This is a genomic window from Alteromonas sp. 1_MG-2023, assembly GCF_030547075.1.
Classification (GTDB): Bacteria; Pseudomonadota; Gammaproteobacteria; order Enterobacterales; family Alteromonadaceae; genus Alteromonas.
The window spans coordinates 44326-67544 of the sequence record NZ_JAUOQH010000006.1; the positions used below are offsets into that span (position 1 = coordinate 44326).

Sequence of the window (23219 nt, forward strand, 5' to 3'; positions counted from 1 at the left end):
CATTATAACAATAAAAAACTAAAAACTTTCGGATAAAAAATGACAAATATGATCTCCCGATACGCGAGGGTATCGGCGTGCTGTGTAGTCTTGGCACTAACAAGTGTACCTGCCTACAGCCAATTTATGGGTGACAAACAAGCTAAATTGGTTGTCACTGAGCCTGTTTCTTTCATGTATGAAACCCGCAAAGTCGAAGCGGTAGGTAGCGCTGAAGCACTACGCTCTATTGCACTTTACCCTGCCGTCGCCGATGAAGTCATCGAGGTAAACTTTGTTCCAGGCCAACTTGTTGAAGCTGGTAAAGTATTAATAAAGCTAGACAACCGTCGTCAGAAAAATGCCGTAAAACGCGCTGAATTAACCTTAAAAGATGCCCAGCGTACGCTAGACCGCCTTATTACCAGTCATGCTCAAGGCGCAATTCCTATTAGCGAGCTAGACCTTGCACGCACTCAACGCGACTTGGCTGAAGTTGCGCTGGAAGAAGCCATCGTTGATTTGGATGACCGTTTTATTAAAGCGCCTTTCGATGGGGTTGTGGGTATAACCGATATTGAAGTCGGCGACAGAATAAACGAACAAACGTTAATCACAACCCTTGATCATAGAAGCAAACTTTACATTAACTTTAAAGCCCCTGAAGCAGCGCTGCCTGTACTGATGAATGCGCCAGAAGTGATTTTAGAGCCTTGGAGTGATCGCGAAGTAGCCATAAAAGCTGAAATAGCGCAAATAGACTCGCGTATTAACGAAGCGGATCGTACCCTTCGCGCTCGCGCACTGCTCGATAACTCTGCTGATAAATTTCGCCCAGGAATGAGCTTTCGAGTAAATTTAAGTATTAAAGGCGACCGTTATGCTGCGATCCCAGAAGCGGCCTTGCTATGGGGTGCCACTGGCGCTTACATATGGCTTGCCGAATCTGGCAAAGCAAAGCGGGTAGATGTAAATGTTCATCAACGTCTTCGCGGTGCAATATTAGTATCTGGCCCAATTAGTGAAGGCGATACTCTAATTGCCGAGGGCGTTCAACGCTTACGTAGTGGACAAGCGGTCACCACAGAGTTGGTTGGGGGCCCTGCCAATGAGTAACGCGCCTGTCACTAACGACCTCCCCTCTTTATCTATTCGACGACCGGTACTGATTGTTGTTTTAAATTTGCTTATCGCGATAGCGGGTTTGTCGGCGTTAAGTGCACTTGAAGTGCGTGAACTTCCTGATGTTGATACCCCAAGAGTAACCGTTACTGCTACGTACCCTGGTGCTTCTCCTGAAACCGTAGATGCAGAAGTTACTAGCCGCCTAGAAGGCGCGGTGGCCCGTGTTAGCGGGGTTAAAAATATTTCTGCACAAAGTGAAGAAAACTCGGCCCGTGTAAGAGTAGAGTTTCGTGCTGGCGTTAACTTAGAAGACGCCGCAAACGAAACCCGAGAATCAGTGAGCCGCGTTCAGCGGCAACTTCCCGATGATGTGGAAGAACTTGCTATTATTCGTGCCGACAGCGACGCACAAGCAGTCGTAAGCTTAGCCATTTCAAGTGACACCCTAGATATGGAAACCTTAACTGAGCGCGTAGATACCGATATCGCTCCGCTCTTTTTAAGTATTCCTGGGGTGGCTGATGTTAGCCTAAGTGGTGATAGAGAACGTGTGCTTAGGGTTTCAGTGGACCCGCTTCGTTTAACCAGTTTTGGCCTTTCAATGGCAGATATTGCCAGCGCACTAGAGCTTGCCCCTTTTGATGTACCCGCAGGGAGTATTCAGTCTGCCGATCAAGCGTTAATTGTTCGCGCTGATGCGACTTCCGTTAATGCCGAAGATGTAGGCAATATTGTTGTTTCTGGCGACATTCGTGTAAACGATGTTGCTAGTGTGTATTTTGGCCCTGCCGACTCCACCAGCATGGTGCGACTCGATGGCCGCCCTGTAATAGGCCTCGGGGTTATTCGCCAAGCGAGCTCAAACACTATTGAAATCTCTGATGAAGTGCTTTCAATGGTTAAAGATTTAGACAAGCGCTTTACCGACATGAAGATTGTGGTGACTTCTGATGACGCTGAGTTTATTCGTGACTCGGTAAAAGAAGTGGTGGTGTCGTTAAGCCTAACCGTAGCATTGGTTGTGCTTACTCTATTAGTATTTATTGGTTCATGGCGCGCCACTATTGTGCCAGCACTTAGTATTCCGGTTTCACTAGCAGGTGCACTAGGTATCATCTGGGCCATGGGCTTTTCAGTGAATATTCTAACCTTGCTGGCACTAGTACTTGCCACCGGAATGATTGTTGATGACGCCATTGTAGTATCTGAAAATATTCAACGCAGAAGAGCCATGGGCTTAGGTCCACGTGCTGCGGCGGTTATTGGTACTCGTGAAGTGTTCTTTGCGGTTATCGCCACTACCGCTGTATTAGCATCTGTGTTCATCCCTATCGCCTTTTTACCTTCTACCGCGGGTCGGTTATTTAGAGAGTTCGGCGGCGTGCTGGCGGGCGCTGTGATCATATCGTCATTTGTAGCCTTATCCTTAGTACCTGCCCTGACTGCGCGGTTATCAAAAAAGCAATCTACGAAGTCGGGCTTTTTCGATGCGACCTTTGGTCGTTTCGGCCATGCCTGTTTGCGGGTATATCAAAAGTCTCTAGTGCTAGCATTAAAATATGCGTGGGCAGTAGGCATTCTAAGCTTATTAGCGGGCGGCGGTGCGTACTTGCTGGCTAAGAATATCGATAACGAATTGATGCCAAGTGAAGATAGAGGCACCATTCGTATTTTTGCTCGCGGCCCTGATGGCGCAGGCTTGAACTTCATGGACCGACAAGCCGAGAAGATGGAAGAAATGCTGTTTCCTTATGTGGAAAACGGCACAATAGATTCCATTTATACGGTAGTGGGCCAGTGGGATCCTAACATTGTATTTATCACGGTTCCCCTTAAGCATTGGGACGACCGCGATAAATCATTGCAAGATATAGTAAGCGAAATTCGCCCTGGTCTACAGTCTATTCCTGGCGCTTCGGCTAACGCTTTTGGTGGAAACAGCCTTAACTTGCGTGGCCAAGGTGGAGGGTTAGAATTAGCACTTACTGGCGACACCTACGAAAACATTCACCAAGCAGCTTTGGCGTTTGCTAACGACATCGAGCGCGTGTTACCTGAAGTGGGCAGACCGCAAATTAGCTATGACCCTACACAGCCTCAGATGCGGGTTAACATTGATAGACGCCGAGCTGAAGAATTAGGTGTGCCATTAACCGATATTGCCAGTGCACTTCGTGCTGCAGTAAATGGTGATGACATTGCTGATTTAAATGTGGGTGACCAAGCAATTCCTATTATGTTGCAAACCAATAATAGAAGCTCTATTAATCCTTCCGATCTGACAAACTTGTATGTGAAAAGTACTACCGGCAACCTAGTGCCCTTATCTAGCGTTGCTTTTATCACTGAAGAAGGTGTAGCGGCTGAACTTGAACGCCAGGCACAGCGCCGGGCCATTAATATTGAAATGGATTTGCCGGAAGGATTGGCCTTAAGTGATGTGGTAAACAGAATTCGTGAACTCGGGAACGAAACGCTACCAGATGGCATGGGATTAGTGTTCTTAGGTGAAGCACAAACCTATGAAGAAACCTCTGAGCAAGTCGCCCTCACCTACGTATTGGCCTTTGTTATCGTACTGCTAGTACTAGCAGCACAGTTTGAAAGTGTGAATTCAGCGGTAGTGGTTATGCTCACAGTACCTTTCGGTATTGCTGCAGCTATTTACGCCTTGTATCTAACCAGTACGAGTATCAACATTTACTCGCAAATTGGGTTAGTGATGCTTATTGGTCTTCTAGCAAAGAACGCCATATTGCTAATTGAGTTTGCCGATCAATTACGTGATAAAGGTTACAGTGTTTACGATGCCATATTAGAGGCAGGTCGGGTTCGACTTCGCCCTATTATGATGACGTTGGTATCCACCATATTGGGCGGTCTACCGCTTATATTGTCAACCGGTGCTGGCGCTGAAGCGCGCAATGCGATTGGTTGGGTAGTATTTGGTGGCCTAGGTATTGCGGTAGTTTTCACCTTATACCTAACCCCAGTGCTTTATCTTGCATTAGCCCGATTTACTAAGCCTCGCGCCGATGAAAGCCAGCGTTTAGAAGGCGAGATGAGAGATGCGGAACTAAGCGAGTCTCGTTTGTAAAAACACAGTCTAACGCGCAGAAAAACCTCGTTTAATACGAGGTTTTTTTATGCCCGCAAATCAACATATACGCCACTCTTCAACGCGAGTGGCTCTTGTATTTACATTAGGGTTTAGGGATGTAATGGTCTTTGTACATGGGTTTATGCTTAAATTTATACGGGGTTGAATTTGTCTAAATTTTGAAAAATGCCGCCCTGATAGCTAAAAATTATCAGCGTGATAGTTAAAGCGTCGCGTAAACTGGTTTGTTCATGCCCTTCCCACTATTTATTTCACTGTCTAGCCCTTACAATCCGCGCGAATCAAAACTGCTGTTAGGAACTGACTCCATGTTAGATGTGGCACTTATTGTCATCGCCATTCTTGCACTACTGTGCGTTATTTTTGAAGACCTCATACATATAGACAAGGCAAAGACCACCTTATTGCTAGGTACCATTTCATGGTTGCTGCTGTTTATGTTTTCAACGTCCACGGCTCAAACCGAACATATTAATGCGTCTTTGATGAGTAATCTCACCGAGATTTCCACACTGTGGCTATTTTTGGTGGCCGCGATGACCTTTGTCGCTTACTTAAATCGCAAAGGGCTCATTGAAAATGTCATGAATATTGTTATGCCTAAGAAAATCAGTTTGAAGGCACTACTTTTCTTCACCGCAATTTTCAGCTTTTGCTTTTCATCGTTAGCCGACAACATCACCGCAACTCTAGTGTCTATCGCGTTGGTCCTATCGTTAGGTTTACCCCTTAAACAGACCATACGCTTTTCAGTTTTAGTGGTATTTGCAGTTAACTCAGGCGGTGTTTCGCTGATTACAGGTGATGTAACAACACTGATGATCTTCTTGCAACACAAGGTGTCTATTACTGAACTGCTAATGTTGATAGTGCCGTCATTCTTAACCGTCATGTTGCTAGCGGCATTGCTTAGTATTGGCATTACAGGTGAAGTCAGAATTAAGAAACAGAGAAACGAAATCGCTACCGTAGATTACATTGTTGCGGCCATATTTCTTGCGACCATCTTCTTTACGTTAGCCGCAAACATTATGTTTGCTATTCCTCCTGTATTAAGCTTTTTAACTGGAATGGCGGTCATGTTTATGGTGGCTACAGTGTACGGTAAACATAACGATAACGACCCTATTCTTGATTACATTCGCTATATAGAATTCGACACGTTGCTGTTTTTCTTAGGCGTACTATTACTTGTGGGTATGCTAGAACATATTCATGCGTTGAACGGCTTTATGTACCTGTATGACTCCCTGCCGGTGAGTGTGGCGAATTATCTAATGGGAATAGTATCTTCTATGATAGATAACGTGCCGTTAACCGCTGCGCTATTAAAAGCTGAGATAGTCATGACTACACCTGAGTGGTTGTCATTTACTTATGCGGTAGGTGTGGGTGGTTCGTTATTGGTGATAGGTTCTGCCGCTGGCATCGTAGCCATGAGTAAAGTGGAAGGGTTAACCTTTGCCACCTTCCTACGTTACTCTGGCCTATTATTGCTAACATACAGTGTTGGCTATGCCATGGTATTGCTACTGGCAAATGCACTTTACTAGCAGAGCTTTTAGCCTTGCTAGCTTGGGATTAAACCTCGGCAGAGGCGTTAGCTGAATTAGCGCGGGCACTACCGCCTGCCACTAACGCTTTTGCCAACAATTTGTGCGTTAATACAGATAACAGTTCAGTTTCTGCATCACTACGTTCACCGTCTACACCCGTGATAGCCATTGCTACTTCTAACGTTTTATAGGCGTCGAAAGCCAAATCGTCCTTGAGTGCACGCATGAATTCAAGTTCATCGCCGGTATCAATAGCCTGTCGAGTTTGATAAATCGTATCGTTCAAGAATGCTTCTCGGCAAATAGGACTTTGCCAATCTAATTCTTCAACCATTGAATTAAGATAATCTTGTTCAGATAACGTCACCACACCATCTATTTGGTATAGCAATACAGATAATTTGATTAGTGCTTGATTAAAGCTTTGTTGCTGTGAAAATTGCATAGTTACATCCTCTTCGTGCCATACGCATTGGCACCACTACTTGCCCGCATCCTGCTGAGCAATTCATTATTTTTCACGAGAGTATTTATATTGCTCCTGCTCGTTGACAGCTATATTACGGCACTATGAATATTTAAGTTCATTATGTGAAATAAATGTAAAGCCGCTGTAACTATTATAGTACTTTTGGAGGAGGATCCAAGTAAAGTTGCGTATAAGAGGTCCCAAATAAGTGTAAAGACAACTGTAAAAACCAATATAATAAATAGAGCCGCTAGCGCAGCCCTAGAGTGATATCGTTAATATAGAAGTTGCCTGTAAAGGTTTTGTCATTCTTACCGTGATGGTCAAGGGCAAAAAATTGCTTTTCTTGGTCGGCAAGCGCTTGGTAGCCGCCAATCACTTGATACATCCACACCTCGCGATCGAACCCTAACGATTTTTCTTCGTAATAAGTTAGCGCGGTTTTAGGTTGGCCCGAATCAATGACATCACAGAAGAAATCTTCTATGGCTAACTGTAATTCATCCTTTTCAAGGGAAACGGTGGATTGCGCGGTAACATCAATATCTTGTGGCTCGTCAGCCTCGTCATGCTTTCCTTTACGCTGATGAATATGCGTAAGCGAAGACACAATCTCTTGATAATCACTTTCGTGCTCCACGTTATTCACGTCTGGCGCAGCGGCACTAATTACGCTGTTAGATTGGTTGAACAATATAGGCACTTGGGTCAAGTTAGTATAATTGCCCGGCGCAAAGTCTGGGTGTTGCTCCATATGCAGCAAGTAGCCCTTAAGCAAACGCGTACGCCCTTGAAACTCACGAAACCGGCCAAGTAAATCTATTAAGCGAGCTTGTACTACCGAGAGCTCTTGCGCCGCTTTAGAGAAGCGCTGCTGCAAAGACACTACCAGCAAATGTCGAAGCTCACGGTTTGAACCTGCTATTTCACTTAATTCGTCAAAACGGAAACATTCTAGTTGAGAAAGTAAGTCTGTTACCTGCCCTTGCGCTAATTCATTTTCACGAATTTTCGCGTCTACCGATGACACATAACCAAACTCATTAGTTATACGCCCGAACAACACACGTACGCTGTTAGACAAGGATTCAGACAGTTGATACACATGCTCGGTTAAATCGCTCATGTGAGCAGCAGATTCGTTGTATTTGTTGTAATGCAGGGCTTCTTTGTAATGCTCGGCCAACGTTTTTAAGCTGGCTAGCGATGCACCGATATTGGCATTAATAGTACGATTTCGTTCATCTTGTAAGCTACCTTCTAACAACGTGCGCACTGCGCTTTTAAGACGCAATTCACTTTGCGATTCAGGTCGCCAGAGTACACCAAGTTGAATAAGCTGCTCTAACACTTTAGGACTGTGGTTTTGCTCATCAACGGTGCCGTTAATGTAGGCCTGCATGATAAGGTCGCTGTGCTTACCCAATGCATTTAGTAAGCGCGCGCCTGTTTGAATAAGCGCTTGGCTCATAACAAACTACCCTGGGTAATAGCAGCATCAGCTTGCTCAGATAAACTCAATGCTTCAGTTTCATCAATAAAACGCAGCATTTCATACAAGTGCTCAACTTTACCTGTGGCTAGATAAATCTGCTTTTCTGGGTTCGGTTTGGTTAAGTAGCCCATTTCAGTCAGGCGTTTAAATACCTGCTTTAACTGCCCATCTAAGTTCACACTCGTAGAGCCAAACATGCGGTAGCGAGAAATTTTCTCTAGTTGCTCGGCATACGCAGGAGTATCTTCAATGGTGGTTTGCAGTTCGTTTAACCGAATAGCATTGCCCATGGTTACCGGCATATCAGACTCATTGGCCTGTTGTACCAACAACAACCATTCCACCAGCGGCACTAAGTTAGACGCAGTATCTTGAAACTGTTGGGTTAGAATTTTGCGCTCTGCCTCACCAATGGTTAAGTAACTGGCAAAAAATACATCGCCTTCAGCCGTGCTTGAAAGCGTGCGGTTTAGCATGGCTAAATGAGGCTCTAATTGCTGTACTTTTTCGCGATTTTTTAAAAAACGCCATGCTTCTTCGTCGGTGACCTGACAAATAAAAGTACCTTGTAATAGTGCGGCTAGTACACGGCCTTGTTCAGTCATCATGATAATGTCTCCTGGCTGGCATTCCCTTTATCTTGTGCTTTCTTAGCTTGTAGGCGAGCAGCGATGCCGCTAGTTCTAGGTTGAACCACTTGCAGTTGTCGCGATACTTTATCAATTAGGTAGCGGTTTTCAAACAAAGTAAGTACTTCCGACTCAGGGTTAGGGAACGCCCCTACTACACTAATATTATTGTTCTGACAGGCATCAAATATTTTCTTCACGTTGCTTTGGTGTAGCGTGCCTAGCTCATCAATGGGCCAGTGTACGGTTGCTTCTGCATCGCCTCGCAATAAGCGGGTAAAGGCCAGCAGGAACTTACATAAAATAAGATAAGCCATACCATGACTAGACGATTCATTTAACTGACGGTCGGTGCGAATAACTAAGTCGCTCTTGCCTTCACGTAAATGAAGTTCGATATCAAGCAACTTGCTGATGCCGCCGGTAAGTGCGGCGCGGCCTAAAATATCTAGCACACGGCGCATACTTAGCCCGTATTCTTCTTCAGGTAAGGTATTGGCACCCTCTTCCATCCAATGTTCGTACAGCTTTCTAAATTGCTCTAGCTCGGGCCAGAATTCGAGTTCGCTAATACGAGAGCGAATCTTCACCGCTGAATCAGAAACACCATCTAGGAATAATTCACCGTCGACCTCTTGGGTTATACGACGGCTTTGCGACACAATACGCTTGTCTATATCTGCAAGTACAAAATAGTACTGTGATAAGTCGGCACCGAATATTCGGCCTTGCTCACGCAAGCCTTGTAGCTTCTGAGGCACTATCACGTTAAGAAGCTGAGACAAATGCGATACCATGCGGCGATGGTCGAAGCTCTTTACGCCGTGGGCGTTAATAGTGGCGCATTCTTCACGGGCTCGTTCCCAAGTATCAGACAGTCCCGTTCCCGCTTGTGCGGCAATTAGCTGATCGAACCTTTCTACGTAAGCGCGAATATCACTATAAAGGGTATCCCGCTCGTGCAAGTGCCCCTGAACTTCAGAAATACGTTGGTTAATACTGACGTCGTCGTGTTTTATTTCAGTATATTCTTCAGCGGCTTGCAGAGTAAGCTTACTTAACGACTTACTTAAGGTTTGCACTTGCTCCAGCTGTTCGCTGGCAGTTTTATGTTTTGCTTCTAACAGTGCTTGCTGGTCTTGAAGCTGTTCGCGCTTCGCTTTATATTCTGTTTGCTTTTGAGCCAAACCACGCTCGGATTCCCCTAACGATTTACGGGCTTTCGCCAGTTCGTCTTGCCATACCACTTTCTGTTTAGTGAAAATGGTAGCGTACCAACGTTCGTAGTCGGCCACTTTATGGCGATGGGTTTCTGTACGGTTTATATCTTCTTTCAGCTTGTTAATTTGCTTTTTAAGCTGGCCTATTTCGTCTATATCTACACCGCGATTATTCAGCTCATTTTCAAGCCATTTTTGCATGTCTTCGCGGTCGCGGGCGGCATTCGCTTTGGCCTGCTGCATGTCTTTATCTAGTTGCGAAATACGCCCTGTGCTATCCGCGATAAGTTGCTGCCAATGGAAACTGTGCTCAGTTTCTGACTCTCGCTGCTGATCTTTTATTTCATCGCGGCTAAGTTCATATTGAGCCTTAGCTTGCTTTTGCGCTTGAAGGTTAGCTTCTAATTTCGTTTTCGCCTTTTGCTTACGCGCCGACAGCGCTTGTTGGTATTCGCTTAATAAGCTATCGCGGTCTTGTTGTGCACGCTTACGGCTAGCCTCGGCACTTTTCACCGCGTTGTCTTTTTGGGTCATCAACAATTCAGCATTACGCACATCTTCATTGGCTTTAGCCAAGCGCGTTTCACATTCATTTTGCGCAGCAAGGGATGCCGCTTGGCGTGTTTCTGCTAATTGAAGCTGTTGCTTTAAGGCTTGTTCGGTTTGTGCGTATTCTGGGGTTTCAAGCTCTGACAGGGCTAGATTAACGCCCATTAGTGAAGTATTCACTGCCTCGTCTTGTTTACCGTCCGATTCAGCGTCTTCGGCAGCTTTAGTCACGCTTGGGTTTAAGTCGTTTCGATCTAACAATTCAGGGCGAAGTACTTTACCAATCGATAATTCCCAATCATCAACGTTAGCGCGTAAGAACTCTAATAGCGAGCCTTCACCTGGGTACAATAAACCATTGATTTTTGAAACCGCACTCTCTTCTTTTTGAAAGGCAACGCGTGCTTTATCTAGAGCGTTTGAAGCATTTTGTCTAAATTGTACGGCTTTACTGTGAGCTTGCTGAGTTTGCCTATAAGCGGCTCGAGCAGCATCTTCATTTACCGATGCTTCTTTAATAGTGGCGTCAAGTAAATCAAGTTGGGACTGTTCAAATTCGTTGTAACCCGCATTAGACAGCGATGCTTTTAATTCTGCTTCGGTAACTTTTAGTTCTCCCGATGCAGTTTGAAAATTTGCCTGTAAGGTACTTAATTGACCTGCGTAGTCATCACGAATGCGCTGAATTGCTTCGTGTTCTTGTTGGGTTTGTTCTGCTTTGTTTTCCGCCGCCTCTTGCCTTGCTGCAGAAAGGGATTCTAATGAGAGTGATAACTTATCGCCTAATTCAGCCAAACGTTTGTTATAGGCTGACTCAATATCTTGGTGCTTTTCAGTAAGTAACAAATAACGGCTATCGGCCAGTTCACGGGCGTTTTGCCATTGCGCTAAATTGGCAACGTCTTCTTTCAACTGTTCGATGTTTTGATCTTGCCATTTATCGAACTCACGCTCTACGGTATCGAGTTCACTGGTGTATTTTTCTACATCGGCACGGGCAGATGAAATAACTTGGTTTAAATGATCACGGGTATCGTGCCATTGACTGTCGCTTTGTTTACGCTGAAAAATGTTTTCATCAAGTTCATTTTTGGTGGTATCAACCCGAGTAGATAAATGCACCTTATCAAGCTCAAAGCTATGTTTTAGGTTGGCTAACAATTGTTCGGTGCTACTTAACGCCATTTCGGCCTGTTCAAGCTTGCTGAACTCAGGGCGAATATTGTCGAACTGTTTAATTAACTGGCATTCTTTTATCCAGCCATCAACACGGTTGCGGCTTAAGCCCGATGTAGGCGGCGTTACCCCATCCTCTTCCAATATAGCGGCAATCATGGCTTTGATGGTTTCCATCTTGCCTTCTTTCGAATGCACTGCTTTTGCGAGTTTTTCGATATGACGCATGTGCTTGCTTGGCTCGCACAGGCTGAAAATTTTGGCATAGCCTAATAGTTCTCGGCCGTTACCGCTTTGGTTCAATACACCATGATCGTTTTGTACAATAGCGCGGAAGTCTTTGGTGTTCAGTAAGCTGGTTACCATCACGTTATTGCGTTTCATGGCGCGGGCAAGTTCTGCACTGCTCACGCTAACGTGTTTACCACTTTTTTGTTTAATTAGGTAATCGTCAATATCAAACGGCTTGCCGACTAAGCGATAATTAACACCCGTACCATTAGAACTTAAAACCGCTTGGCATAAATCGCCATCGGCGCGGGCATACTCATAAATAATGAAACTAGATAAACGAGGTAAGTACCAACGTTCAAAACTGTCACGGGTGGCAGGTACTACACGACTAGGATATTCGCCGTAAAAAACTGGGATGAGCCGCTGCAAAGTGGTTTTACCCGATGCATTGGTACCACATATGTTGGTATGCCCATCAAGCTTCAATTCAACTACACCCGGTAAATGGGTATCGATGAGAACAATACGTTTTAAGCCTGCCATTAACTATCCTATTTTTTTGAGTCTTTGCATGTAGCCTAAGTAAGCTACCACCACGTTAATTAACCGTCGTTTTCTTTCCATGCTTAACAAAGTAATTTGCTTTTGGGCACACTTGTTAAATGGTTAATTAGCCGGTCAGTGTATTATGAATTGGATGATTTGCACAGATGGGAAAAGGGTTTGTGGTGGGACAAAGTTAATGATTGCTGTTTTTTTATTCAATGGTTGCCACAATATCGACATCACCTTTATTTAATAGGCTATCGCTGACAGAAAGTGAGGTTTAAACACCTAGAATTCTCTGTTGCCTCATTGCTCTATTATCCTAGAACTTTAGCACTTTCAGCGATAAATCCATGTTCAGCCAACCAGCTAAACCCTTCAGATGCCGATTCAAAGTGGCGGGTTAAACCTTTCTGCTCTTCTAAATCAATCATGCGATCAAGTTGGTAGGTTTTTAGCGCGTTATCTTTATATACTCTCGCGGTGTGAGTCATATTATGAGCCTCCGCCCACACCAACATTGCATTGACCACGGGTTCAGCATCTGGTGTTGATAACGCCCACTCATCAAAATAGACTAAATGCGCCCAAGGAGCATGACTTAGCATTCTGCCTATATTTTTAAAATCATTACTGAAACTTTCAGTAATGATTGCGTCCCATGCACCTTTTACATGGATGATGACAATATTATTGTCTCGCCTAATAACGTAATTTTTGTTCTTCATCTTAACTAAGCACTCGCTCGTTTTATCAGAAGCTTTATTTAAGTATAGAAGATGGTTAACAAAATGCTTGAGCTTTCACTCAACTTACCCGTAGCGGACTCGTTTTCCCACAATATGAAGGCACAAAAAAAGGAGCTATTAACTAGCCCCTTTTCGCTTCAGATTAGCACTTCAACAGAGCACTTCAATTTAGTGCGTCAATTTAGCACCTTTGATGCTTCAAAACAGGAATCACTCAGTTGCCGCTTTCCCTACCTTCGCATTATTATTGACTGCGTAGCGCCATTAATTTAGTAAAACAGATACCGATTCAGGTGCAGTAAATGAAACACTGTAGCTAGGCGCCATATCACCCGATGCCTGATTTAGAATATTATCGAAACGCAATACAGCACTATTCGATTTTTCAGCCACATACACATGACCGTTACTTAACATCAAATCGACAGGGTTGCCTAACATGCTCAACGGGCCAGAGATAGAAACCGACATATCCGTTAAGCCACTTGCGTTTTTAGCACCTGGAATAACATAAAGCTTTCCATCGGTGGCATCTGCTGCACTACCCACATCAGAAATGACCAATGCGTCGCTTTGTGCATCGTAATCGATACCATGAATATTCGTAGGCGCGGCAACAGCTGTTCCCGACATTGCGGGCGTAATTAATCGGTCTTCACCGTCAATAGTGTCCATACCGCTATTAAGTTTACGCACCACATCTTCAAATACCGCGACTGTACCGTTAGTCAGCGCTAAGAATGCTTGGTCTGTTGCTGCATCATAATCAACATCCCACGGGCTAGCGCCGTTAGATGCCGTTAGCGTAAGTAACGGAGCAACATTACCTGCAGCACACGTCGAGAAAATGCGAACACCTGGTGAGCTGGCATCTATATCGGCAACAAATATAAGGTTATCGTCTGATGAAACATCAATACCTTTAGGCGCAATAAGTCCCGTGCTATCACCGCTAATTTCATGGTCGTACGACGTATTATACATGCCTTCATCACGGGTAGATTTAAGACGGTTTACTACCAATATGCCACCTGTACTGGTTGTTGTATCATCAAAAGTAATGTACCCGTCGCCAACTGCGGTATAAGTTGCGCTCTCAATACTAATAGTGCTATCGAAGCTAGCTAATTCACTGCTTAATGTGGCGCTATACTGCGTAACACCGCCAGTGGTATCGCCAGCTGTTCCAGGGTTACTGGTTACACTAAGCCCCTTGATGGGCATGGTAGATAGACCATTGTCAGACGCACCCATTTGCATTTCAACATCTGTTAATTCGGCAATTGATTCAGGCTTACTGGTAGAGGTAACCAGGTCAGGAGCTATGTCGCCACTCTCACCACTAAATATGTTGGTAAAAACAAGAATAGCGTCATTCGATTTTTCGGCCACGCGCAGGGTAGAACCGGTAAGCGCAATATCAACGGGATTACCTAACACCGTTGATGCACCGCCAATAGTTCTGGTAGGTACGGTAGCACCATCAGCAGTGGCTGCACTGGTCAGCACAAATAGTTGACCATCGTCAGCTACGGCAGCATCACCAACATCTGATACCACTAATCTGTCTGACATAGGCTCGTAAACAATACCGTGAGCGTTGACAGAGATTTGGTTTCCGTCGCTATCTGAAGGCACGATGGTACGCGTCACTGTTGGGGCAAACTCAGAGGCTATCACATCATCGTATACCGCAATGGTGCCATCGGTTAATGCCACGAATAACCTGTCAGCGTCTTCATCAAATGCCACATCCCAAGGTTGTGCTGCGGTTACAATTTCCGCGACTGGAGCCACATCGCCAGCAGCTTGGCTACCAAAAATACTGATGCGCATACCTGTAAAGTCGGCAGCAAAGATAATGCCTGCGTCATTAGCAACTGCAATTCCTTTCGGGTTAGTTAGCCCCGTATTGGCACCACTAATTTCTGTGTCAGCATCAGCTGAATACATGCCAGAGGTGCTGCTTGATAATGAACATAAAGTACGTAACAAGGGCGTGTCGCTGTCTCCTGCTTGTACTAAGCTGCCTGTTTGGGTGAAAACGACACCTTCATTAGCGCCTGTGGTTAGCGTTTCAAGCGTGTTCGCGTTTTGATCAACAAGACTTACGGTGCCACTATTGCTCTCACCATTATTGGCAATAAGAAATTGGCCTTGAGGCAAGCCTGGTGCGCCGTTACTTCCGTCTGCGCCATCCATACCAGCAGCGCCGTCTATACCATCTTTTCCGTCGTCGCCATTACAACCAGATAACAGCATGGCCACCGCCACAGAAATAGCCGTTAATTTAAGTGTGTTTGATGTTGTATTTACCATTTTCATGCAGTGTAACTCCATTATACGTGCTCTCAGATTAAGTAGACGCGTGAAACTGCTAACGCCCTGTCACTTAAACCAAACGACTCGCACATAGAATTAGATGCAAGAAAATAAAAAAAGCCTCATTTAGTCAAATGAGGCTTTCAATTTAATCAATAATCAACTTCTAAAGGCTATCTTGGGGGGAACATACCGCCACCGCCGCCGAAACCACCAGGGCCTCCGCCGCCACCGCCAAAACCACCTGGACCGCCCGGCCCACCTGGAGGCATCATACCTTTCATCTGGCGCATCATTTTCTTCATGCCGCCGCCAGACATTTTCTTCATCATCTTTTGCATTTGGGTAAACTGCTTAAGTAAACGGTTTACATCTTGAATCTGGGTACCAGAACCTGCAGCAATACGGCGCTTACGAGAGCCTTTAATCATATCGGGACGAGAACGTTCCGCTGGCGTCATCGAATTAATGATGGCTTCCATTTGATTAAACTGCTTGTCATTGGCCTGCTCTTTGATTTTTTCAGACATACCACCCATACCCGGCAGTTTGTCCATCATTCCCATCATGCCGCCCATGTTCTTCATTTGCTCAAGCTGATCTTTAAAATCTTGAAGATCAAAGCCTTTACCTTTTTGAACTTTCTTGGCTAGTTGTTCCGCTTTGTTGCGGTCAACTTTACGCTCTACTTCTTCAATTAAGCTGAGTACGTCACCCATGCCTAAAATACGTGAAGCAATACGCTCTGGGTGGAATGGCTCTAACGCATCCACTTTCTCGCCCATACCGATAAACTTAATAGGTTTACCCGTAATATGACGTACTGAAAGGGCTGCACCGCCTCGCGCATCACCATCGGCCTTCGTTAAGATAACACCGGTTAAAGGTAATGCATCGTTAAAGGCTTTTGCTGTATTTGCCGCATCTTGACCTGTCATGGCATCAACCACGAACAAGGTTTCAATTGGCTTCACGGCGGCGTGTAAGTCTTTAATCTCGTCCATCATGTCATTATCGACATGTAAACGACCTGCGGTATCAACTAGCAGTACATCGAAAAAGTTTTTCTTCGCTTCATCAATGGCGCCTTCAACAATGTGAATTGGCGTTTGCAAAATAGTTGATGGGTGAAAAGCAACGTTCACTTCGCTAGCAAGGGTTTCCAACTGTTTGATCGCCGCTGGGCGATAAACGTCGGCACTCACTACCATGACTTTTTTCTTTTCACGTTCTGTTAAGTATTTAGCCAACTTAGCCACAGAGGTGGTTTTACCCGCCCCTTGCAGGCCGGCCATTAGAATAACTGCCGGAGGCTGGGTAGCAAGGTTTAGCTTTTCATTCGCTTCACCCATCACCGCTTCTAGCTCAGACTGAACAATCTTAATAAAGATTTGGCCAGGCTTAAGGCTCTTGGTGACTTCAGTCCCTACCGCACGTTCTTTAACTTGTGCAACGAAGGATTTAATAACGGGTAACGCAACATCAGCTTCAAGAAGGGCCATACGCACTTCACGAAGGGTTTCTTTGATGTTGTCTTCTGTAAGACGCCCCTTACCACTGACATTTCGTAATGTCTGGCCTAAGCGTTCTGATAAATTTTCAAACATAGTATGAAACTTCTATTTATTTCAGACGTAATGCGCCTATTGTAACGTAAAAGGGCGACTTAACGTACCGTCAAATGAAGGAAATTTCTTTCCCTAAAATACCGCTCAAGCATGTAAGCGTGCTGTGAGCCATCATTAAACTAATTCTGACTGTGATTGTCTCATCTCATAAGCTTGCATGCGAGGGAATTAAACGAACTCTATTGCCCCAATACATGGTACTTGCATAAAGAAAAACAAGGAGATGGTTGAATTTCAGCCCAACTTCCAGTATCAATACCGCCAGTATTGGTGATAAACACCATTTTTGACAGGAAATATCATGAACACCGCTTTCGCCATTGCCGCCTCCGCGCTTTATGCTATGGCCGCCATTGTTTTACTTGGCAAGTTTGTACATCAAGAAGGTCCCAATAAACGCTTAGGCTTAGGCATTGCTAGCTTGGGTGTTATTGCACATATTGCCTTTCTGCTAAACGTTATCATGGTAGCCCCAGGGCAAGACATGAGCATTACCAACGTGCTTTCTCTAGTCGCCTGGATAATTACTACCTCCATGCTTATTTTTGCTCGCGCTATTCCTAACCTTATATTACTTCCGGTGGTGTTCGGGTTTGCGAGTTTGACGGTATTAGCTTCGCGGTTTATTCCTGTGTCTTATATCATGCATATTGAGTTGCAGCCTGGTTTAGTGGTGCATATTAGCTTGTCTTTATTCGCTTATTGCACACTTGTTATTGCCTTCCTTTATGCCCTTCAAATGTCTTACATCACTTACCGGTTGAAGCAAAAAGGGGCTGCGCTTTTACATTCTTCATTACCCCCTCTTATGCTAGTAGAAGGCATATTGTTCAAGCTGTTGTTAGCAGGTACCTGCTTATTGTCTGTTTCACTTCTTAGCGGTTTTGTGTTCTTAGACGATATGTTCAATAAAACCTATGCCCACAAAACGGTGCTCTCAAGCGCGGCATTGGTGGTGTACTTGATACTATTGGTAGGTCAAAAACTACGAGGATGGCGAGGAAGACAAGTGATCTTTATGACAGTACTAGGTGTTATACTGCTATCCCTTGCCTATTTTGGCAGCAAATTAGTTCGAGAAATTTTGCTATAAATCGCCACTTATCCAAATGAATTCATCAAATTTACGTGCACACCTCGTGTATGCTGCGTATATTGCACATGTAGACCTAATTTCAAATAATAATATTTGAATATCAATAAATGATAGGAACCCAATAGTTGGACGACATATCTACGAGTACGCTGTTTATCGCGCTCGGCGTACTCATATTACTTTCTGCGTATTTCTCTAGCTCTGAAACAGGCATGATGTCGATAAACCGTTATCGTCTTAAGCACCTGCAAAACGAAGGCAATAAATCTGCCCAGCGAGTCCAAAAACTTCTCGACCGTCCCGATAGACTTATTGGTCTCATCCTGATTGGAAACAACCTCGTTAATATTGCTGCGTCATCGCTGGCCACTATTATTTGTATTCGTTTGTTTGGCGATTACTGGGGCTTATTTGCCGCTACGTTCGGCTTAACCTTGATATTACTGATATTCGCAGAAGTTACACCAAAGACCTTGGCTGCGCTGTACCCTGAGAAAGTCGCGTTTCCTAGCTCGGTAATACTTTTACCTCTGCTAACACTGCTTTATCCTTTCGTTGCTTTCATCAATGGGATTACTAACGGCATTTTAGCGCTACTCAAAATTAGCCCAGCTAATGGTAATGATGATTCGTTAAGTCGCGAAGAATTGCGTACCGTGGTTTACGAAGCTGGAAGCCTTATTCCCAAAAAACACCAAGATATGTTGGTGAGTATTTTGGATTTAGAGAGCGTAACGGCTGAAGATATTATGGTGCCCCGAGCAGAAATTGTTGCCATAGACATTAATGATGAATGGAAACGTATTCAGAAGCACCTTACCCACGCTCAGCATACCCGCGTGCTGCTCTACCGCGATAGCATTGATGATGCAGTTGGGTTTGTACATGTACGTGATGCCCTGCGCTTATTGTCAAAGGATCAGTTCACTAAATCGAGTCTTCTGCGAGCGGTAAGAGAAATTTACTACACACCAGAGTCTACCCCGCTGCATACTCTTATGTATAAGTTCCAAGCGGAAAAAGAACGTATAGCGCTGGTTGTTGATGAATATGGCGACATTATGGGCTTGGTAACGTTAGAAGATATTCTTGAAGAGATTATTGGCGACTTTACGACAAGCATGGTGCCCGATCACAGCAAAGAAGCCCATGTTCAGCAAGACGGCTCAGTATTAGTAGACGGAAGCGCCAACATTCGCGACCTGAACAAAGAAATGGATTGGAATTTACCTACTGAAGGCCCGAAAACTTTGAATGGGTTATTACTTGAGTACTTAGAAGAGATCCCCGATAACAAAGTGAGTGTTCGCTTAGCGGGTTACCCGTTGGAAATTGTGGATATCACTGAAAATATGATTAAGACGGTTCGGATTATGCCTGAATACTTCCAAGCCCCCCAGTCTGGCGGTTCAGACTAGATTTTATCTGCGGCTTTTTCTGCACGTCTGGCAAGCACCTGCGCTTTTGCAGCAGCGACCTTGTCAGATAGCGTAGACAATTTTGTAATAATATCCTGCATCTCCTCATCTTCGCGCAAATCTGCTTCCGCCATATGCGATTGCAATGAACGCTTGAGGAGTTCAGGAATTGATTTACTAGTCATTCCTCACCCTGCTTTCGAATAAACTTTGACACTCTCAATATTTATTATCGGTCAAAAATAAAACTTCTGAAGCAAAATTAACAATTAAATTTTTAGTCTGTTGTTTCTTTTCAGTTTCAAGTGGGCGTACCGGCCTCTCATGCTCGCTGAAGGATTGTCACGTATGCACATCACCCTTGATAATGGGTGACTAAGGTTCCTTTTTGCGCACGTGGCGAATAGCGAATAACCGCGATAGATGCTGTAGCGAAGAGGCTTGTTGTATAAGACTGGCACAATGCGTCTACCAAATAGCTGACCAACGGCATGTGGCTTACCACCAATATTCGCTTCAGGGGTTGTTTGGAATTTACCGAACTGTGAATACGCGCAGACAAATAATCACTAACCAGCTCGGCTGAACCGTCAGGAATAATATCTTCATTCACCTCGATTTTGTCAGCAATGATATCTAGCGACACCATGTCGAGGGTTTGCCTTGTTCTGCGATATGGACTAATTAACGCTAAATCCACCGCATTATCAGGACAATAATTCGCGCATAACCACTGGGTGGCGGCCGACGATTGCTGCCTACCAACCTGAGTAAGTTGTCGGCTTTTGTCATCCAACCGCGGGGCATCTGCCTCTCCGTGGCGCATGATAAATAAAAAAATGTCGTCGTTGCTACTTTGACCTGACATAACATTACGCATACTATGTTTTATGTGCAGTTACGATAACAGAGTGCTTTAATTACGCATAGTATAAAACCTAAATAGTGGGTATTAAACTGTGTTATTCATTTCAGGGATTGTGAGCAGTTCGTGGTTTTCCTGACAATTTTGTCCTGAGTTTATACAAACGAGATCATGTGACTAACGTTCAAAAATTTGACAACGCATACCATCTTACTCTGCCAAATGGCCTTAGAGTTATGTTGTGCCATGAGCCACAATCTACTACTTCTTATGTCTCGATGGCCGTTCGAGCGGGGCACTTCTACGATCCCGACGATTGTCAGGGCCTAGCGCATTTATTAGAACACATGCTCTTTATGGGTAGCAGGCACTTTCCAAATCCAAACAGTATTAATGGTTTTATAGAGCAACATGGTGGCAATATAAACGCATGGACCGGCACCGAGTATGCGAATTATCATTACCAATGCGAAGGTTCGGCAATTGCGCAAACGTTGCCCGCTTTTGCTGATATGTTGCGCCAACCCATTCTCAATGAAACGGCGTTAACGAACGAAATAAAATCTATTGATGCAGAATTTCAGTTTAAAATTAAAGACGATTTACGCAGGCTCTACCAAATTCATAAAGAAACCTGCAATCCTGAGCATCCTTTCGCTAAATTCTCTGTAGGCAATGCAGACATTTTTTCAAAGCACGACATTAGTAGCCTACGAGAAGCATTAAGAGCACTTCATAAAAAGTACTATTGTGGCAGTAATATGTGTTTGTGCATATCGAGTCCCGTTCCCATAGCTCAACTTGAAGCCCTTATTACACAAAGCTTTTCTAGCTTTGATGCTGGAAGCCTAGCCAGTGACGCGTGGCCAGCCTTATATTCATCCTCACAGCTTGGTATTCAAATTAATATCAAGCCGCTGCAAACCGCCCGTAGAATGATTGTGACCTTTGCCCTACCGGGCATTCACAACGACATTGACACCAAACCCTTGAATTATATTAGTCATTTACTTGGCGATGAAGGCGAAGGTAGCTTACTGGCTTATTTGAAAAGCCAAAACTGGGCGGTAAACCTTATAGCGGGCTCGGGTATTGAGGGCGACAAGTTTAAAGACTTTAACATTAGCTTTCAGCTAACAGAGTTAGGCTTAGCAAATCAGCAACACATAATTATGGCGTTGTTCAGTTATTTAGAGCTGGTAAAACTATCAGTAAACGATTCATGGCGATTTGCTGAAAAAGCGCAACTCACCGCCCTTGCGCTAGAATATGAAGAAAGCGTCAAACCGCTAACCATGGTTAGCGAGTTTGCTCAGCATCAGTTTTTGTTTTCCCCAGAAGAGCTCAAAAAGCTTCGCACCAGTATAGGCAGCTTCAACGACACGGTTATGAAAGAGGCGTTGTCGTTCTTTACTCCTAGAAATATTCGTTTAAAAGTTATCTCTCCCGATGTAGAAACCGACAAAAGCTGTGCTTACTACAACGCTAAATACAGTGTAAAGCCAATTGCAGAAAAGCAACTAAACGCCTTTGAAGCGCCAATTACGATAGCAGCACTGTCATTGCCCCCTCCCAACCCTTATTTGGGAGAAAGTTACGCATTAATGTTGCCTGAAACCGGATTTGATAACCCCACCAGAATGGTCGAAAAAGACGGCATGCGTTTTTGGTTTGCTCAAGACCAACAGTTTTTTAGTCCCAAAGGCGACATATATGTCTCGTTTGACATGGTGCACTTTTCAGATTCATTAACCGCAGTTGCTGCAAAACGAATATGGCTAAGTGCGTTGAACGACTATTTACAAGCCAAATACTATCGCGCGGAAATAGCCGGCCTGCATTATCGAATTTACGGCCATCAGGCAGGCTTTACTTTGCACACCCGTGGTTTCACTAATCAGCAAATGCTGTTGGCAGAGCAACTTTTAGAGGCGGTGTTATCGTTCAAACCTTCTGAATTTAACTTCTTGCACTATAAACAGATGCAGCTTCAAAATTTACAGAACTCACTGTTAAACAAACCCACTAACCGGTTATTTTCCCGTTTAAGTGTATTAATACAGCGCAATACACAGGCGCCAGTTGAGCTACTTGAGACTGTTGCTAACACCAGCTACCAAGATATGATTACCGCGCGCGATACCGCATTCAATGACTACTTTATTGAAAGCTTTGTACACGGAAACTGGACGAGCAAACAGGCAAAAGATTTTGCGAATTGTATTGACGATAAATGTGTTAATTCCAGTGGACAGCCTTTGTCTAGAGCAGTATCGAAGCTCCCTGTTGGCGAAGCCTTCTACCACCAAGTGAGTTGTGAACACGACGACGCTGCCGTTGTGCTTTATCTACAAGCACCTACCGCCGGCCTGCACGACACCGCATTGTGTATGGTGCTAGAACAAATGTTAGCTGCACCATTTTTCAATGCCCTGCGCACCGAACAGCAGTTAGGTTATATCGTCGGCACCGGTTATGTGCCCCATAACCAACATCCCGGCATGGCCTTTTATGTACAAAGTCCAGACAACAGCGCCAAAAAGTTACTTGATGCGATGACGGTATTTTTGTTTCAGCAGTTAGAAGAAATTGAGTTTTATCGTTTTTACTGGTCTACCATCAAACAAAACCTGTTAAAGCAACTTGAAGAACGAGATCTCAACTTATCGATGAAGTCACAACGGTTATGGATAAGCCTAGGCACCCAGGATTTAAGTTTCGATAGGAATGCACAGCTAGCCGAATGTATCAATTCACTTAGTTTTGAAGATATTCAAAGTTACGCCCATCAACTTGCTAAGCGAGAACGATGTGGAGAATTGGTTTTGTTCGCTGAAGGTAAACACGCAAAGCTAGAAACGCCAGAGCCAAGGACGATAAATGGTATTTCTGAGTTCAAGTCTCAAATCCCCTATTACTAGTGAAAGGTGGTTAACAAATGAACCATCACCCCTATATATCTAAAAATCTCTTGTAGAGCTCGTCTTATTTCGGCATATTTATTGTTCTGGCTGTTAGGTAAGCGGCCAGCCTTTAAAAAAT

Annotated in this window: 15 protein-coding genes; 6 read left to right on the plus strand and 9 right to left on the minus strand. The window is 44.4% G+C overall.

The window, feature by feature from the left end:
• The first annotated feature begins 39 nt into the window (after positions 1–39).
• The 3 genes from Q4561_RS08325 (at position 40) to nhaD (ending at position 5778) form a co-directional block, all read left to right on the plus strand.
• Positions 40–1095 (plus strand): efflux RND transporter periplasmic adaptor subunit, encoded by a 1056-nt coding sequence (locus tag Q4561_RS08325; protein WP_303459118.1) that lies wholly within the window; start codon positions 40–42, stop codon positions 1093–1095.
• A complete protein-coding gene (locus Q4561_RS08330; protein ID WP_303459120.1) occupies positions 1088–4201 on the plus strand; it encodes an efflux RND transporter permease subunit in 3114 nt (1037 codons plus the stop codon). The genes Q4561_RS08325 and Q4561_RS08330 overlap by 8 nt, the downstream gene beginning before the upstream one ends.
• A gap of 332 nt (positions 4202–4533) precedes the next feature.
• A complete protein-coding gene (gene nhaD, locus Q4561_RS08335) occupies positions 4534–5778 on the plus strand; it encodes a sodium:proton antiporter NhaD (RefSeq protein WP_303459407.1) in 1245 nt (414 codons plus the stop codon).
• A gap of 28 nt (positions 5779–5806) precedes the next feature.
• Here nhaD and Q4561_RS08340 read toward each other — a convergent pair whose 3' ends face one another.
• From Q4561_RS08340 to ffh, 7 genes are all read right to left on the minus strand, one after another.
• A complete protein-coding gene (locus Q4561_RS08340) occupies positions 5807–6226 on the minus strand; it encodes a TerB family tellurite resistance protein (protein WP_303459122.1) in 420 nt (139 codons plus the stop codon).
• A gap of 274 nt (positions 6227–6500) precedes the next feature.
• Complete coding sequence (locus tag Q4561_RS08345) at positions 6501–7721, minus strand: phosphoenolpyruvate carboxylase (RefSeq protein WP_303459124.1); 1221 nt, start codon at positions 7719–7721, stop codon at positions 6501–6503.
• Positions 7718–8353, minus strand: coding sequence for a hypothetical protein (locus Q4561_RS08350; protein ID WP_303459126.1), 636 nt, complete (start codon positions 8351–8353; stop codon positions 7718–7720). The genes Q4561_RS08345 and Q4561_RS08350 overlap by 4 nt, the downstream gene beginning before the upstream one ends.
• Positions 8350–12096 carry an ATP-binding protein gene (locus tag Q4561_RS08355; protein WP_303459128.1) on the minus strand — a complete coding sequence of 1249 codons (3747 nt, stop codon included), beginning with the start codon at positions 12094–12096 and terminating at the stop codon, positions 8350–8352. The genes Q4561_RS08350 and Q4561_RS08355 overlap by 4 nt, the downstream gene beginning before the upstream one ends.
• 320 nt (positions 12097–12416) lie before the next feature.
• Positions 12417–12827: a hypothetical protein gene (locus Q4561_RS08360; RefSeq protein ID WP_303459131.1), complete on the minus strand. Its 411-nt coding sequence runs from the start codon at positions 12825–12827 to the stop codon at positions 12417–12419.
• Positions 12828–13112: 285 nt separating this feature from the next.
• Positions 13113–15173, minus strand: a complete 2061-nt coding sequence (locus Q4561_RS08365) for a YncE family protein (protein WP_303459133.1) — start codon at positions 15171–15173, stop codon at positions 13113–13115.
• Between the two features lie 170 nt (positions 15174–15343).
• Complete coding sequence (gene ffh / locus Q4561_RS08370; protein WP_303459135.1) at positions 15344–16777, minus strand: signal recognition particle protein; 1434 nt, start codon at positions 16775–16777, stop codon at positions 15344–15346.
• A 322-nt stretch (positions 16778–17099) separates the two neighbouring features.
• Between ffh and ccsA the strand changes: the two genes are divergently transcribed.
• Both ccsA and Q4561_RS08380 read left to right on the plus strand, forming a co-directional pair.
• The gene (gene ccsA / locus Q4561_RS08375) at positions 17100–17891 is read left to right on the plus strand and encodes an inner membrane protein YpjD (protein WP_303459137.1); all 792 of its coding nucleotides are present in this window, start codon (positions 17100–17102) and stop codon (positions 17889–17891) included.
• A gap of 128 nt (positions 17892–18019) precedes the next feature.
• Positions 18020–19312: an HlyC/CorC family transporter gene (locus Q4561_RS08380; RefSeq protein WP_303459139.1), complete on the plus strand. Its 1293-nt coding sequence runs from the start codon at positions 18020–18022 to the stop codon at positions 19310–19312.
• Here Q4561_RS08380 and Q4561_RS08385 read toward each other — a convergent pair.
• Both Q4561_RS08385 and sixA read right to left on the minus strand, forming a co-directional pair.
• On the minus strand, positions 19309–19497 hold the full coding sequence (locus Q4561_RS08385) for a hypothetical protein (RefSeq protein ID WP_303459142.1): 189 nt from the start codon (positions 19495–19497) through the stop codon (positions 19309–19311). The two genes, Q4561_RS08380 and Q4561_RS08385, sit on opposite strands and share 4 nt — an antisense overlap.
• A gap of 170 nt (positions 19498–19667) precedes the next feature.
• A complete protein-coding gene (sixA, locus tag Q4561_RS08390; protein WP_303459144.1) occupies positions 19668–20180 on the minus strand; it encodes a phosphohistidine phosphatase SixA in 513 nt (170 codons plus the stop codon).
• Between the two features lie 170 nt (positions 20181–20350).
• On the opposite strand from sixA, the gene Q4561_RS08395 reads away from it, so the two are divergent.
• Complete coding sequence (locus Q4561_RS08395; protein WP_303459147.1) at positions 20351–23098, plus strand: insulinase family protein; 2748 nt, start codon at positions 20351–20353, stop codon at positions 23096–23098.
• Positions 23099–23219 lie beyond the last annotated feature (121 nt).